The sequence below is a fragment of the Enterococcus sp. HMSC076E04 genome (genome assembly GCF_001814285.1).
Classification (GTDB): Bacteria; Bacillota; Bacilli; order Lactobacillales; family Enterococcaceae; genus Enterococcus_B; species Enterococcus_B lactis.
In genome coordinates, this window is record NZ_KV815559.1 from 109,152 (window position 1) to 124,020 (window position 14,869).

13 protein-coding genes and 1 pseudogene are annotated in these 14,869 nt (G+C 39.2%); 3 read left to right on the forward strand and 11 right to left on the reverse strand.

Going from position 1 to position 14,869, the window contains the following annotated elements:
• Nucleotides 1–8 precede the first annotated feature (8 nt).
• From HMPREF2961_RS15275 to HMPREF2961_RS01120, 4 genes are all read right to left on the reverse strand, one after another.
• Complete coding sequence (locus HMPREF2961_RS15275) at nt 9–179, reverse strand: hypothetical protein (RefSeq protein ID WP_176747393.1); 171 nt, start codon at nt 177–179, stop codon at nt 9–11.
• A gap of 77 nt (nt 180–256) precedes the next feature.
• Entirely contained in the window at nt 257–2,329 is a 2,073-nt protein-coding gene (locus tag HMPREF2961_RS01110; protein WP_002314558.1) for a DNA topoisomerase III, read from the reverse strand.
• On the reverse strand, nt 2,262–2,639 hold the full coding sequence (locus tag HMPREF2961_RS01115; RefSeq protein ID WP_002312065.1) for a DUF1033 family protein: 378 nt from the start codon (nt 2,637–2,639) through the stop codon (nt 2,262–2,264). The genes HMPREF2961_RS01110 and HMPREF2961_RS01115 overlap by 68 nt, the downstream gene beginning before the upstream one ends.
• 128 nt (nt 2,640–2,767) lie before the next feature.
• Nucleotides 2,768–3,328 carry a TetR/AcrR family transcriptional regulator gene (locus HMPREF2961_RS01120; RefSeq protein ID WP_002325115.1) on the reverse strand — a complete coding sequence of 187 codons (561 nt, stop codon included), beginning with the start codon at nt 3,326–3,328 and terminating at the stop codon, nt 2,768–2,770.
• 149 nt (nt 3,329–3,477) lie between these two features.
• Here HMPREF2961_RS01120 and HMPREF2961_RS01125 point away from each other — a divergent pair, with 149 nt between their 5' ends.
• A complete protein-coding gene (locus tag HMPREF2961_RS01125) occupies nt 3,478–4,770 on the forward strand; it encodes a multidrug efflux MFS transporter (protein ID WP_070703778.1) in 1,293 nt (430 codons plus the stop codon).
• A 59-nt stretch (nt 4,771–4,829) separates the two neighbouring features.
• On the opposite strand, the gene HMPREF2961_RS01130 is transcribed toward HMPREF2961_RS01125, so the two are convergent.
• The 5 genes from HMPREF2961_RS01130 to HMPREF2961_RS01150 form a co-directional block, all read right to left on the reverse strand.
• Complete coding sequence (locus tag HMPREF2961_RS01130) at nt 4,830–5,948, reverse strand: aminotransferase (RefSeq protein ID WP_002314556.1); 1,119 nt, start codon at nt 5,946–5,948, stop codon at nt 4,830–4,832.
• Between the two features lie 13 nt (nt 5,949–5,961).
• Nucleotides 5,962–7,383 carry an arginine-ornithine antiporter gene (arcD, locus tag HMPREF2961_RS01135; protein WP_083314190.1) on the reverse strand — a complete coding sequence of 474 codons (1,422 nt, stop codon included), beginning with the start codon at nt 7,381–7,383 and terminating at the stop codon, nt 5,962–5,964.
• Nucleotides 7,384–7,627: 244 nt separating this feature from the next.
• Nucleotides 7,628–8,749: a tRNA 2-thiouridine(34) synthase MnmA gene (mnmA, locus tag HMPREF2961_RS01140; protein ID WP_002314554.1), complete on the reverse strand. Its 1,122-nt coding sequence runs from the start codon at nt 8,747–8,749 to the stop codon at nt 7,628–7,630.
• 206 nt (nt 8,750–8,955) lie between these two features.
• Nucleotides 8,956–9,549, reverse strand: coding sequence for a hypothetical protein (locus tag HMPREF2961_RS01145; protein ID WP_070703782.1), 594 nt, complete (start codon nt 9,547–9,549; stop codon nt 8,956–8,958).
• A gap of 40 nt (nt 9,550–9,589) precedes the next feature.
• Complete coding sequence (locus tag HMPREF2961_RS01150) at nt 9,590–9,856, reverse strand: hypothetical protein (RefSeq protein ID WP_025477198.1); 267 nt, start codon at nt 9,854–9,856, stop codon at nt 9,590–9,592.
• 734 nt (nt 9,857–10,590) lie between these two features.
• Here HMPREF2961_RS01150 and HMPREF2961_RS15540 point away from each other — a divergent pair.
• A complete protein-coding gene (locus HMPREF2961_RS15540) occupies nt 10,591–11,286 on the forward strand; it encodes a hypothetical protein (protein ID WP_002314550.1) in 696 nt (231 codons plus the stop codon).
• The gene (locus tag HMPREF2961_RS15545) at nt 11,271–12,521 is read left to right on the forward strand and encodes a C40 family peptidase (RefSeq protein ID WP_002314549.1); all 1,251 of its coding nucleotides are present in this window, start codon (nt 11,271–11,273) and stop codon (nt 12,519–12,521) included. Before HMPREF2961_RS15540 ends, HMPREF2961_RS15545 begins: the two co-directional genes overlap by 16 nt.
• 269 nt (nt 12,522–12,790) lie before the next feature.
• Here the strand turns inward: HMPREF2961_RS15545 and HMPREF2961_RS01160 are convergent, their stop codons facing one another.
• Together HMPREF2961_RS01160 and HMPREF2961_RS01165 are read right to left on the reverse strand one after the other, a co-directional pair.
• Complete coding sequence (locus tag HMPREF2961_RS01160) at nt 12,791–13,378, reverse strand: metallophosphoesterase family protein (RefSeq protein WP_002314547.1); 588 nt, start codon at nt 13,376–13,378, stop codon at nt 12,791–12,793.
• A 129-nt stretch (nt 13,379–13,507) separates the two neighbouring features.
• Nucleotides 13,508–14,790, reverse strand: a pseudogene (locus tag HMPREF2961_RS01165) (MFS transporter).
• Between the last annotated feature and the right edge of the window lie 79 nt (nt 14,791–14,869).

The window sequence follows — 14,869 nt, forward strand, 5'->3', positions numbered from 1 at the left end:
AACGGTGTTCAAAAGCTTGCATCTGCGGTAATAAATCCAGCCAATTCAAAAACATGATAAGCTGTTTTTGCTTGGCTGTTCTTATTACTTGATGCAGGATGATGCAGAACAGCTTTTTCACAATCTCTGATATACGGTGTTCCAGAAGTAGCTTCTTCGAAAAATAAGCGAAATTTCACAAAAATTTGAGAAGCAATTTTCGTAAATTCCTTCTTATTTCTTGAAGCTGACCACTTCTGTCACAACCTCCATCTTCTTACTTCTTCATTGCCGCTTTTAGTGCTGCTGCTAATGGGCTTTCTTCTGGTTCTTCTGCCTGTGCATATTTTTTCAGCAAGCGACGTTCTTCATGTTTGGTCATTTTCTTCTTCTGCTCTTTTTTATCAAGCATTTTTTCTGTCGTTCCGTCGTATTTACAACGGAAATAAGCACCATTTTTGCCTTCGATGATTTCCATTTTCCGGTGACATTGTGGGCAGCGATGGTTGGAAACTTTAGGATCTTTTCTTCTGCGGTAGCTACAATCTGAATTGGTGCAGACATAAATTTTGCCGTCTCGTGTGTTTTTCTCACGCAGATTGGCCCCACATTCTGGACATTTCTTTTGGGTGATCGAGAAATCTTGATATTCTTGTTTGCTTGATTTGATTTCATTCACCAAGCGTTTTGTTTCTTTTTCGATCCCATTCAAGAAGGTTCCTGCTTGTTTCTTTCCTGCAGCAATCGCTTCAAGGTCTTTTTCCCAGCTCTCTGTCAGATCCGGTGTCACTAAAGATGGGTTGACTAATACTAATAATTGTTTACCTTTAGGGGATACTTGCAGTCCTTGAGGGGTACGTTCCATCAACTCTGATTTGATCAGTTTCTCAATGATCTCTGCACGAGTAGCCGGGGTTCCCAGACTGTATTTTTCCATTTGTCCAAGCAAGCTTGCTTCTGTCAATGGTTTAGGCGGTGCAGATAATTCTTTTTTGATGGTGAAATCAGGATTGATCCGCATTCCTTTTTCCCATTTGACTGTTTCCGTTTCAGATTCCGTTTCGCCTTTCCACCCTGCTTGGACGACACGATTTTGTCGGAAAATGAATTGTTCTTTACCAAATTCAACCGTGACTTTTGTCTGACTGACTTTGTGTGGTTGAGCAAATAAGCCTAAGAAACGAGAGACGATCATCTGATAGATTTTTTGCTCTTCATTACTTAGTTTTTCATAACGTGCTCGGTTTTCAGTTGGCAAAAGCGCATGGTGATCGGTCACTTTATTGTCTTGGAATACTTTTGTCTGTTGGACGATGGCTCCGTTTTTCAAATACTGCTTGACCTCAGGAGCAAAGTCGCTGACTGCTTGCAGTCGTTCGTTCATCGTACTTTTCATGTCGTTTGTCAGATATTTGCTGTCTGTACGCGGATAAGTAACGATTTTATGGGTCTCATATAAACTTTGTACAAGACTTAATGTTTTCTTTGCAGAATAGCCATAGCGTTGATTGGCTTCTCTTTGGATCTCTGTTAAATCATAAGGCAGCGGCGCAGATTCCGTTTTTAATTTTTCTTGGACTTCTGTGACAGTTCCTTTGCTTGTACTGATCAATTGAACAAGTTTTTGTGCTTCTTCTTGTGTTTTTAAAGCAAATTGATTTTTTTGAACCATTTTGGCTTGTTCTTTTCCAGCGTGCAACGTGATCGTGAAATACGTTTGTGGACGGAACTGCTCGATTTTCTTTTCTTGATCTCTCACTAATGCTAGTGTCGGTGTCTGCACACGGCCTGCTGATAAATTATCGGCGTACTTCACAGTTAAGGCCCTGGTCACATTCAATCCTACCAGCCAGTCCGCTTTTGCCCGGGCAAGAGCAGATTCATACAATGCATCATATTCTTTTGCAGGTCTTAGTTGCTTGAATCCTGTTTTGATTGCTTTATCTGTTTGAGAAGAGATCCATAACCGCTTCACTGGTTTATTGAAATGCACATACTCTAAGATCCAGCGAGCAACAAGTTCTCCTTCCCTTCCGGCATCTGTCGCAATGACTGCTTCTGAGACATCTTTTCGTTGAGCCAGCTGCTTGATTGCTTTTAATTGATGTCCTGTTTTAGGCAGTGGTTTGATTCCTAGTTTTTTAGGAATCATCGGCAACGTGTCCATTTGCCAGCTCTGCCATTCCTTATTCAGATCTTCCGGCATTTTCAATCCTAATAAATGACCAAGGGCCCAAGTAACGATCACCTTGGGTCCTTCATAATAATTTTTGTGCTTTTGATTAGCACCAAGCACCTTGCTTAGGTCTTTCGCAACGCTTGGTTTTTCCGCTAGAATTAGTTGTTTCATAAAATTCCTTTCTGCTTTCTACTGTGATGGGCTGATGATTTTTCAACAACGCAAGTCCCTTGTATTGCTGTAAATCATCGTCACACTCTTCACACCAGCGCTCATCTCCGTCATTCCAAAAGGCGCTGAGAAAGTTGCTTTTTGCATTGATATATTCATAATTTTGATGGATCGCGATCCATTGTTTTTCGTACGCTTGTCGTGCTTCTTCAAAAGACTCGAATGTTTCTTCTGCTTCAATATCTTCTTCCCAGTCTTCAAAAAACCACCAAGGCTCATTGTCCCCGAACATGGTAATTACTTGATACATACTCGTGCTCCTTCTTTCAGCTTTTCTAGACTCATCTTAGTCACTTTTCAAGAAAGTTGCAAGAATTTTCTCTTATAAAAGGATCATTTAATGAACATCTTGAAAATGATACCAATGAATCTGATTGTTTAAGGCAAAGTAGCGATAAAGTCATTGATCATCCAAAAATAGCTGTCCTCTGGATCGATTGTCGGTTCTTTTGTAAAGTATCCTAAAAAACGCAAGGAAAGATAGCCGTGGATCATACTACGTAATTCTCTGCTTCGGTGGACTTTTTCTTCTTTCGTTAACTGAAAAGCCTCAAAGATCTGCAAAATGATCTGGTTCGTTTCATGGATTCCCTCTAATAAAACTGCTTCATTGGTGTGGGGCACACTGATCAGCAACTCATACACTGCTTGATTCGAAAAAGCAAAGGATCGATAAGTTTCTGCATAGATCTGCAGTGCTTCCTGACCACTTTTCCCCACAAGAGCCCGACGCAGCTGGTCATTAAGTTCCTGCAGAAGTTTTGCTGTTAACGCTGTTTTGACATCACGAATATTTTTGAAATGGTTATACAGCGAGGGAGCCTTGATATCCAAGCGTTTTGCTAAATGCTGAAAGGTTATTTGCTGAACATCCATCTCTTCTGCTAGTTCTCGAAAGCAGTCGATGATTTTCTCTTGAGACAGATTTCTTTTTTTCATTTCCATGTTTCCTCTCATAAAATAAATCCTTCACTCTTTCAGTTTACCACGAAAAAGAACGAGAAAAAAGAGATTTTCATTGATAAACTACATATTGTAGTTTATAATAAAGAGTCGTAGATGAAAATTTTCAGAAAGAAGGAGTCTAATTGGCTGCAAGAATAAAGGAAAAATTATTTAGGAAAAGAGAAACTTGGGAACAAAACTTGTTTGTCTTATGGTTTGGAACATTTATGGCTGGTATCGGATTTAGTTTAGTCATGCCTTTTATGTCACTTTACATAGATACGTTAGGTAATTATAGTACGGCACAATTGAACTTTTGGAGCGGATTGACTTTTTCATCTACTTTCTTGGTGACTACGCTGATCTCTCCTTGGTGGGGGAAATTAGCCGACCAAAAAGGAAGAAAATTGATGCTGTTGCGTGCTTCATTGGGAATGGCAATCGTCATTTCTTTGATGGGCTGCGTGACTAGTGTGTATCAATTAGTCGCATTGCGTCTGCTTCAAGGGATTTTTTCTGGTTATATCAGTAATGCCACTGCCCTTGTCGCAACTGGAACGCCAAAAGAAAAAAGTGGTCAAGTTCTTGGAACCTTAGCAACTGGTTCTGTTACAGGAACATTACTTGGACCGCTTCTTGGCGGGATCTCTGCTTCAGCGTTTGGCTATCGCCCTACCTTTTTCATTACAGGGATTATCTTATTTTTCGTCTTCTTGTTGAGTCTGTTTTTCGTCCATGAAAAATTTGTCCCAGTGAAAAAAGAAAACATGGTTTCTGCCAAACAGATTTTCAAAGACTTGAAATATCCACACGTCGTCATCGGTATGTTCGTCACAACGATGATCATCCAAGCATCCAACAATTCCATCAGTCCAATCATCAGTCTGTACATTCGTCAATTGCTGCATGGACATGGCAATGTTACATTGATCAGCGGAATCATCGCTTCGATACCTGGAATTGCTACTTTGATAGCCGCTCCAAGATTTGGTCGCTTAGGTGACAAGATTGGGAGTGAAAGAATACTTGCGATTGGTTTGGGTTTTGCGATTTTGGTTTATATCCCAATGGCATTTGTCACGAATGTTTGGCAATTAGCTGCCTTACGTTTTTTGATTGGTATCTCTGATGCTTGTCTGCTTCCTGCTGTCCAAGCATTGATCACAAAATATTCGCCTCATCAAGCTGCTGGACGGATCTTCAGTTATAACCAATCTTTCCAAGCAACTGGTAACGTAGTAGGACCTATGATTGGCTCCAGTGTTTCCAGTGCATTTGGTTATCGTGGCGTTTTTCTTTCAACTTCTCTTCTTGTTTTGGTCAACTTCTTGCTTGTACGACACAATACACAAGAGATCCATCAGCAAGAAACTGCAGAAGAAAAAGCTTCAGGAGTCTCCATATCTTCAGAGCACTCTCCTTTTCATAGACAATAAGCGTAAATGAAAAACACTGCTTGAACAGTTGTCACAGACTGTCCTTGCAGTGTTTTTGTTTAGTCCTGTTTTTTCAAGAATTCAGATAAGAGGGATAATCCCTTTTCCAAGGTTTCTTTTTTACAACAGTAACCTAGTCGGGCATGCTTCGGTAAATCAAAGGCACTTCCTGGTACTAATAGTACTCCTGTTTCTTCTAATAAATTGATACAAAATGTCTGATCATCTTCTTCGATGGTTAATTTGATGAAAGAAGTAGAGACGTAATTGGGAGCGACAAGTTCAACTTTCGGTTCATTTGCTACCCATTGTTTTAAAATCGCAAGGTTCTCTGTAATGATCTTTTGGTTTCGCTCCAAGATTTTTTCTTTGTTCTTCAATGCATGTACAGCAAGATCATCTGACAGGACTCCGCCGCAAATCATCGTGTAGTCTCGATATTTTCGAAAAACCTCTGCCAACTCAGGTCCAGTAGCTGTCCAGCCAATACGGATACCTGGAATGGAGTAGGTTTTGGATAGGGAATTGGTTGCTATACCTTTCTCATAGACATCTACGATCGACAAGAATTCACCTTTATCCGTTAAAGGCGCATATACTTCATCTATCAATACATATGCATCTACTGTACGAGCAATTTCTGCGATTTTTTCTAAAGCTTTCCGATCTAGCAATGTGCCTGTAGGATTGTTTGCACTATTCAAACAGATGATCTTTGTTTCAGGTTTGACTAAGTCTTCCAGCTGTTCTAAATCAAACTGCCAATCTTCTTCTTCCTTCAAATGAACAAAGTCAACAGTGGCACCTAAAGATTTGGGGATGTCATATAATTGCTGATAAGTGGGAAGCATCGAAACAACATGGTCTCCTGCTTCCACTAACGCGTATAGAGCTAAAAGATTAGCACCAGTCGCTCCGTTCGTTTGTAAGATGTTTTCTGGATCGACGGTTTGATAAAGAGAAGCGACTTCTTCTTTGAACGCATCTGATCCTTCGATCCACCCATAGTCCAATGGTTCATTTTTGCGGTTTTCGAAAAATTCACTTACGCTAGTCCCGTCTAAGCCAACGAGTTCGTCTAATGTCAATGCTTCGATCGAACTTTGTGCAATATCATATACCGCTTTCTTCTCCCATTTATTTAGCCATTCTTCTACACCGAAATTTGCGATTTCCATGTTTCTTTCCCCCTTATATCTTGATCCAGCCTACAGCAAGCAACCCGATTGAAAGCAGTGCGGCCACACAAATCAGCCCAATCATTACTTTTTCTTTTCCCGTGATTTGATGGTTGGTTTCCCGACAAGCGATCCAGTAGAAGCAAAAACCAGGAAGATAAGCAATACTACATAAAAGGACATAAGAAAATCCTGCTAAAATGATTCCCATCAATTCAAAAACTACAGCAATCCCACCGATCACTACTTGTTTTTTGACTCCTTCTTTTAAAGAAAACTGGACTTGATAGATTCCGACAAGCAGATAACAAATCAAGATTGCCGCTGTACATAAAGAATAGGCAAATTGATAGGCATAATCAGTAACTAAGAAAGTCAATAAGAATAGATTAGTCAAGATGGCAGTAACAACTAACGAATAAGTTGGGGCATTTTTTTTATTCGTTTTTCCCCAAGCTTTCGGCAACAGACCGTCTCGAGCCATCAACATCGTTGTTTCTGCTGGGAGCATCGTCCAAGACAGCCAAGAACCGATGATCGAAATGATCAAGCCGATATTGATCAGTGCCGCTCCCCAATTTCCCACGATTCCTTTTAAAATATTTGCCATAGCAGGTTGTGAAATAGTTGCTAACTCTTCTTGAGATAAGACACCGTATGGCAAGATCGAAGCAAGGATATAGATAAACAATAAACAAAGCAGCCCAATGATTGAGGCTTGCTGGGCTTCTGAACGTTTCTTCGCGCGGTTAGCTAAAACACTTGCACCTTCGATCCCTACAAAGACCCACATCATGACCATCAAACAACCTTTGATCTGCAACCAGATCGTTCCTTGCTGTCCTGATCCATTCACTAGATTAACAGATACGTTGCCCCAAAAATCAGTAGTGAATATATTCACTTTAAATGCGATAAATACAAATATTAAAAATAGGAATAATGGCACTAATTTACAGATCGTCACGATCGTATTGATCACGCTCGCTCCTTCAATCCCATTGTTTACTAATAAAGTCAGACCCCAAATAAAAAGACTTGCAAATAAAATAGAAGGAACATTTTGTCCCCCTTTGAATATCGGAAAAAATTCTCCCATGGCACTCATTAGCATCGTCGCAAAAGCAACATTTCCTAGCCACGCAGACAACCAATAGCCCCAGCCACTAATGAAGCCACCTAACTTCCCAAATGAAGCTTCTGCATACCCAAAAATCCCGCCATCCAGATCTGGGCGTTTTTCTCCTAAATGATTCAGCGATAATACCAAAGCTAAAATACCAATCCCGACGATTATCCATGAAAGGATTGCTGGCCCAGGGACGGCAGAACTAGCCAGATCACTCGTGATTCCAAACACACCGCTTCCGATTGACGAACTGACAACGAGAGCAACCAGTCCCCACTTACTAATACCTGTCGATTTCTTTTCCATTTCCATCACCTTCACTTATAAAATTGAACAAACCACCTGCAAAATATTTCCTTTATTTTGCAACTGCTCTTGCTTACCAAAAAGCAACTTTATTCATATTGTTGGATATTATGGACTGTTTCCGCTGAAATTACAAGTACAAAATGAATAAAAATTAATTTTATTGCAAAAAAACAGCTATGCTGTCCAAAAGAAAAGGTGTTTCTTTTGTTAGCCATAGCTGTTTTGATTCATTTCATATTGCTTAAACGTATTGTAAAACTTTTGTTTCTTGGTATGCATGGTCGATCAAACCGCCACCTAGACATTCCATTCCGTCATAAAATACAACTGCTTGTCCAGGAGTGATGGCACGTACAGGTTCGTCGAATACGACTTCTGCACGGTTATCATCCAATAAGCGAACTGTCACAGGAACATCTTGTTGACGGTAACGGAATTTCGCTGTGCACTTGAATTCTTTTGGCATTGGTTCATTCGTCGTAAAGTGGATTTCACTTGCATCCAAGCTTGTGGCGTACAGTGCAGGATGGTGGAACCCTTGACCCACGTATAATGTGTTCGTCGCTAAATCTTTCCCTACGACAAACCAAGGTTCTTGCGAATCTCCTCCGCCACCGATTCCTAGGCCTTGACGTTGACCGATCGTATAGTACATCAAGCCAGCATGTTGCCCTTTGATTTCACCGTCAAGAGTGACCATATTTCCTTTTTTCGCTGGTAGGTAGTTGCTCAAAAATTGTTTGAAGTTCTTTTCACCAATAAAGCAGATTCCTGTTGAATCTTTTTTCTTAGCAGTCGCAAGGCCTGCGCGTTCAGCAATTGCCCGCACTTCTGATTTTTCCATACCGCCTAGAGGGAACATCGTTTTTGAAAGCTGTTCTTGTGATAATTGACTAAGAAAGTAAGTTTGATCTTTATTGTTGTCTACTCCGCGAAGCATATGGACCACACCGTTTTCATCGCGAGTGACTTGCGCATAATGTCCAGTAGCTACATAATCAGCACCAAGATCCATTGCATAGTCCAAGAATGCTTTGAATTTGATTTCTTTGTTACACATCACGTCTGGGTTAGGTGTACGTCCTGCGCGGTATTCGGCTAGGAAATATTCAAATACACGGTCCCAATATTCTTTTTCGAAATTCACAGAATAATAAGGAATCCCGATTTGAGCAGCTACTTTCGCTACATCCTTATAATCTTCCGTGGCCGTACATACGCCGTTTTCGTCCGTATCATCCCAATTTTTCATGAAGATTCCGATCACGTCATATCCTTGTTCCTTTAATAAAAGTGCTGTTACAGATGAGTCGACACCGCCGCTCATCCCTACGACAACGCGTGTTTGGCTGTTGTCTGTCATGATATCACCATCATTTCAATTAGATTCTGAAACATCTACGAGTTGAAGGTCGCAACTTTTCAGTATTTTACATTATACGTCATATTTCTGAAAATTTCATCCCTTAATTATCAGCGTTCGAATACATAACCTATCATAGGGAAAAAACAGCGCTATCTTCATACTCCAGTGATTCTCATGATCAAAAGTGAAATGGCAGTTTCGATTCATAAGAAAAACAAAAGAACAATATTGTAATAAGTAGCAAATAGATAATTCATCCCTAACAGTAGCCACTTTATTCGATTATCCTCAAGTTTTGTAGAGAAATAGAGCCCCATCAAGCCGGAAATCATCATGAAAAGCAACAAAGCGATGATTGCCCACATCCTGTCAGTATTTAAATAGAAAGCCAATAGATAATGGATCCAAATAAGTAAACTAATCGATATCAACATCGGTAGACCTAGACCGAACAGATAGAATGTTTTTTTCTTTTTTTGATAATCTAATGTTGCAACTGCTCCAAAATACAACACGCATCCTAACAACCAATCCGGCCTTGATATACCTACCCATCCGATACCCAAACCACAAATAACAAGAAGATGAAAAACAATAATCACTAGTTTCCATAGATTAGACTCTATTCTTCTTGAAAAAGCTAAACTGATACCACTTAAAATCCAACATGAATACTGAATGATCAGAAACCCTATCACTTCATGACGAATATACAAATGACTGCTGAGCAAAATCATACAGAAGACTAACAGAACCACTGATACCCGCTTACTATTCTTACTTTCTATTGATAACATTCAACTCGCTCCTTTTTAATTGTTTGCTTCGTTGCTGACTTCAAAAAGTTTGAAACAAAATAAATAGAAATTGGAAAACATTAAAATATGTAGCAAATAGATAATTGATGACTAACAACAGCCATTTTAACTTCGCAGATTTGATCTTTGTCGAAAAATAAAGACCTGCTAAGCCAGGGAAAGATATGAAAATCATTAAAGCTGCACTTTGAAGACTATTTCCATAATAGAAATGAGCCATCACTAGACACCAGCCAGACAGTAACATAGATATACATAACCCGACCAAATTGATAGTTAGTTTCATTTTTTCTCCTTTTGTTTTTAATCCTCTTTTTCTTACAACAGAAACGTTCCGCCATTTTTTACCAACCAAAAATGATCCAGTTAAAGATACATATCAAATTCGATACTATAACAATCGCTTTTAAACATTTAGAATTGATTTTTGTTGAAAAAACCAGGCTTAACCCACCAAATAACCAAATACAAAACATTATTCGTATACGAGTCCCATCGTCGTTATAATTTATTGAAGGAAAAAAATAGTCAAAGCTATACAAAGCACTAGCAGACTTATTGAAATGATTGTACACGTCTTACTTTTTAATGGTAACATTCACACATCTCCTTTCTAATTGATTGATACTTGTCTATCTTCAAAAAAACCCTAAACAAAAAATCTCATAATTTGTTATTTAAAAATAAACAAATAAAAAATATAATAACGTAGTAAAATAAACAGATATACAAATCAACACGCCTATTCAATACTCATCCCTACCAAGAAATTGTATCTTCTGTAGACTATCTAACCCCAAATAAAATATAACACCTTTGATTTTATTCGTAAAAAACCTAAGTTAAACACTAATTATTCCATTAAAGATAACAGTTCTCAATCATCGATATAGCTGATTTTACTCTTTGGTGTTATGTGCAATATACGCCTATATTAAATAACTTATATATTTTATTTTTAAGCTATCATCATACTGATTCATATGTTATTATTCTAGCATAAAACAAGGAGGGATTACATTGAAATCAAAAATTAAATTGTTTCTGACTACCTGTTTACTCGCCGTCGCATTTGCCATCCCAATCACGACTGTACATGCTGATACAGATACCCAGCAGATATTGGAGGAGTATTATGAAGAATTCAAAAATGAATACGCTTTCTTTATTCAGACATTTGAAGAGTTCACCTCGAATTATTACAACCAACCATTCAATTCCGCGATTACCGAAGAAGACCAGTTGCGTGACTACCTAAACACCGTCAATGAGCACTATATTCGTAAAGAAGCCGAACAATTATCCAAAGACCCGCCTCTCTGGTCATTTAATATCGGAAATGCTTTGGAGAATATCACTTTTGAAAAAGTACCGACTTATCATAAATATGATCTGATGAATATCGTTCAACCAGGAGATATCATTTTCGAACGGAAACGAGCGGATATAGTTTTGCGTTATCTTCATCATGTGATGATCGTAGAAGGCATTTATGAAGAGACACATCTCATCAATGGAAAACCAGAGACCTTCACATATATCCGAACTATCGAAGCAACTGATTATAGTCCTATGCTTGAAACAAAAGCTGGAGGCGTTGTTTACGGCGTCTTGGATGATGAGCGTTTCGATTATACTGATTCAACTATTTTAAGAGTTCCAGAAGCGACAACAGCACAAAAAAAGCAGCCATCTCATTTATGCATGGGCAATTAGGTAAACCATATGATATCTGGTTCGAGGCAAGAGAAAGGGATCGCTCATCCACTAGAAATGAATGGTATTGCTCTTATCTAATTTGGGCTGCTTATATGAATGCAACACCTGATGGGAGAATCGATGAACTAACTAATGAAAATGATCCTAGTTTCCAAGGTATTGATTTAGAAAGAACAGATTTTATTAACGGAATGGGTGTAACTCCAAATGATATAAAAAAATCCGATAAAGTAGAAAAAATCAATCCTTTTTTCATAAATTATAAAGATTACGCAGAAAACATACGATGGTCGAACGCCGGCACTCCTATAGATGGCGAAGATTTCATTTTTAGCCGCGGTTCCAACTCATACACCTTAAGGAATGATTATCATTTCATCGCCACGGACAAAACTAACGGGAGACCTTATGCAAGTACACGTCTTACTTTCGGGCGTAATCATTCTGGAACGATCGTCGTAGAATTCGATATGTTCACCCGTTTTCTTTTAACAGACGAAGCAAGAGCCAAATTTTCTGACAGGAATATCCCGCTTATTCCAGAGACGATCGAAGATCATGATGTTCCGAACCATGTGATGAACTGGATCAATACCTATACCCAATGTTCGTTGGAGATCGTTTATTCTAACAATATCTCTACTGACAACAATCACTTAAGATATAATCCTTCTTTTACAAAAATCACGAAGAAAAATCATCCAGTCAATCCTTATCAGATCAACCAAGTCGTCCATACACCGCCTGCCTTCACTCAGCAAAGATTTGACTATACAGAGAACCTCAGTATCTATGACAAATACGAAATGACGCGACCGAATCCTTTCAATGCAGATGTTTCTTATAATCGAGCTACACCAAGTTGGTATTATTTTTATAATAACTTCTATGTACTAGTGAAATTAGAGAATGGCACATATCGCTATGCCTCTTATCTAAGGATCCATGGTTCATTCACAACTGCTGCTTCTGTCAGGAATGGTTATGGCTTCAATCATGATTTCACGATGACGGACGAAGCAAAAGCGATTTATGGGAATTATTTCTATCATATCGGCGTGAATCAGTCAGTGGATTATGCGATTGACTGGCTAAACCGATACACAAAAGAAAACACCCTGATCGTCTATTCCAATAATATAGATAATGATGTTAGGAAATTGAATGATGGTACTGCCACGGTCAGAAAAGCAGTTAATGATCAAGGGAAATTCGTGTACTGTATTTTGTAGTTCCTCCTTACAACATATGACTGTATTACTAAAAAATAGGATAAAAAGTCGCGCCAAAAAGGGACGACTTTTTATCCTATTTTTGAAAATCAGGTACTTCAATTCTTTTATAACATGCAGCGAACTGTTTTTCTATTTTGATCCTTATGGCACAGAATTGGGTAGCAGGCTCAAAAGCTTGTATTTGTGGGGACAAGTCCTACCCAATCAAAAACACGAGAAGCTGTTTTTGATTGCCTGTTCTTATCACTTGATGCAGGGCAGCTTTTTCACGACCTCTTTGCTTCATATATTTCTTTGATTTGCTGTTCGGATAATGGCGTACCGAATGGCAGTTTTTCTTTTAGAAGGTCTCTTTCTGGTGCGTCTACGCCTACATTGACGACGTTTTCGATGGGTACACTATAATGATGGATATGTCCGTGAAGGTTTCGAATGGTGTCGTTAGGTCCGAGTAACATTGGATAATGCGTCAAGTAATATTGCTGATGGTCGAACTTCACGATAGCACCTACGTCATAAAAATAAAATTTGGGACTGCCATCAGAAAGTCTAGGATCGTTTTTTTCTAAATAACGGAAGAACGCACGACTGTCATGATTCCCTTTGATCAAGTGGATCGTTCCTTGCAGTTGACTGACTAATTCTAAGATTTCTGCATTTGCTTTTTCATATTGCGGATGCATAGCAAGATCACCTAGATGATAGACGTGATCCGTTTCTTTTACTACTGCATTCCAGCTAGTGATCAACTGTTGGTTCATCTCATCTACATTTGCAAAGAGTCGCGGAGCAAAGTCATTTTCTCCTAGTAAACGCTCATGAAAAAAGTGCATATCACTCGTAAAATAATTCATGTTTCTCCTGCCTCCCTTTTCCTTAGAGTAAACAAAATTGCTGATCGGAGCAACTCATAACATCTAAAAAAGCTGTGAAAAAACCACTTGATTTCAAGTAGGAAGAAAATTTTTATCACCGCTCCTTTTCTATTCGTTTTCTTGTTCACGGTGTTCTTTCACCAGTTTTTTCTGTAATTCTTTATCATAATTTCGAGCAACGGGTGTCAAAAATAAAACGATCCCACATAAAAGCGTACCAATTCCCGCAATCAGAAACATCTTTTCTACACCAATCTTATCTGTCAAGGGGCCGGCAAATATTAAGCCAATCGGCCCTGGCAAAGTCATTAATGAGTTGAATACACCTAAGACTCGTCCTAAAACGTTCGGTTCATAACTCTGTTGGATGATCGCCATCAGTAAGGTATTGAAATAAGGTGTGGCAAAACCTGCCCCGGCATTCAGTAAAAGAAAATAAAAGAATCCTTGTGTTGTCCCCGGCAACAATCCACTAGCACCAATCGTGGTACCTACGACTACATAAGCCATGAAAATCGGCTTCATCCGGTCTTTCCATTTTCCAAAAAAGCCAATCACCGCCCCACCTGCAAGCATCCCTACTGAATAGACTACTTCGACAAGACCCGCCTGTCCTACATTTTGACCAAAATAGCCCATCGTCATCAACGGATACAGACTGGCAGCTGGCATAAACAATAACGTGAACACAGCACCGTTGAGCATGATATGCCAAAGACCTTTATTCTTGTACAATTTTTTCACACCAAATTTTGTATCTGTCAACAAATGAATGGTTTCTCCTTGCGAAATAACCTTAGGGATCGTCACAAAAACAAGTAAGCCCACACCAAATACCGCGCCGCGCCTAGCACATCAAGCAAAATCAGCCAGTTGATAGGTATCACTGTAAATAAAAACGCACCTATTGCAGGCGCAATGATAAAATTCGCTGACTGGACCATGCCTAGCTGTCCATTGATACGTGTCAGCTCTTCTTCTGGGACCATCGTAGGAAGGATCGATTGGATCGTCGGCATCTGGAAAGTTTGAGCAATCGCACGAATGAACAACGATACAAACACTAGCCACAACGGAAATGTGTCAGAAATCGTACCGACTACTACCAAGACCATCGCAAACAATGCGACAATGATATCTGTCAAAATCAACAATCGCTTTTTGTCCCAACGATCCACCAACGGACCAGCAAACGGACTCAGCAAAACCATCGGGATCATACCTAATAACGTAGCAAAGCTCAAGATTGTTGCTGAACCTGTCTCTTTCGTCAGATACCAAATGATTGCATATTGCACGATCATACTCGTGATTCCAGATAAAAATTGACCTGTCAAAAACAAGTTGATATTTTTACGCCAATGTAAAACCGGCTCCTTTTCTTCTCCCATATCCTTTCCCCACTTCCTCTAAGACTTATCGTCCTTACGTAGCTAGAATTATACTTGATTATTTCCTTGAAACCTAGCT

What these genes read in the sequence shown, in the direction of transcription:
- HMPREF2961_RS01115 (WP_002312065.1), bottom strand. Translation starts at nt 2,639, where the DNA reads ATGTATCAAGTAATTACCATGTTCGGGGACAATGAGCCTTGGTGGTTT.
- HMPREF2961_RS01150 (WP_025477198.1), bottom strand. Translation starts at nt 9,856, where the DNA reads ATGAAACTAACTATCAATTTGGTCGGGTTATGTATATCTATGTTACTG.
- HMPREF2961_RS01145 (WP_070703782.1), bottom strand. Translation starts at nt 9,549, where the DNA reads ATGTTATCAATAGAAAGTAAGAATAGTAAGCGGGTATCAGTGGTTCTG.
- HMPREF2961_RS01160 (WP_002314547.1), bottom strand. Translation starts at nt 13,378, where the DNA reads ATGAATTATTTTACGAGTGATATGCACTTTTTTCATGAGCGTTTACTA.
- arcD (WP_083314190.1), bottom strand. Translation starts at nt 7,383, where the DNA reads ATGGAAAAGAAATCGACAGGTATTAGTAAGTGGGGACTGGTTGCTCTC.
- HMPREF2961_RS15545 (WP_002314549.1), top strand. Translation starts at nt 11,271, where the DNA reads ATGCATGGGCAATTAGGTAAACCATATGATATCTGGTTCGAGGCAAGA.
- mnmA (WP_002314554.1), bottom strand. Translation starts at nt 8,749, where the DNA reads ATGACAGACAACAGCCAAACACGCGTTGTCGTAGGGATGAGCGGCGGT.
- HMPREF2961_RS01130 (WP_002314556.1), bottom strand. Translation starts at nt 5,948, where the DNA reads ATGGAAATCGCAAATTTCGGTGTAGAAGAATGGCTAAATAAATGGGAG.
- HMPREF2961_RS01120 (WP_002325115.1), bottom strand. Translation starts at nt 3,328, where the DNA reads ATGAAAAAAAGAAATCTGTCTCAAGAGAAAATCATCGACTGCTTTCGA.
- HMPREF2961_RS01110 (WP_002314558.1), bottom strand. Translation starts at nt 2,329, where the DNA reads ATGAAACAACTAATTCTAGCGGAAAAACCAAGCGTTGCGAAAGACCTA.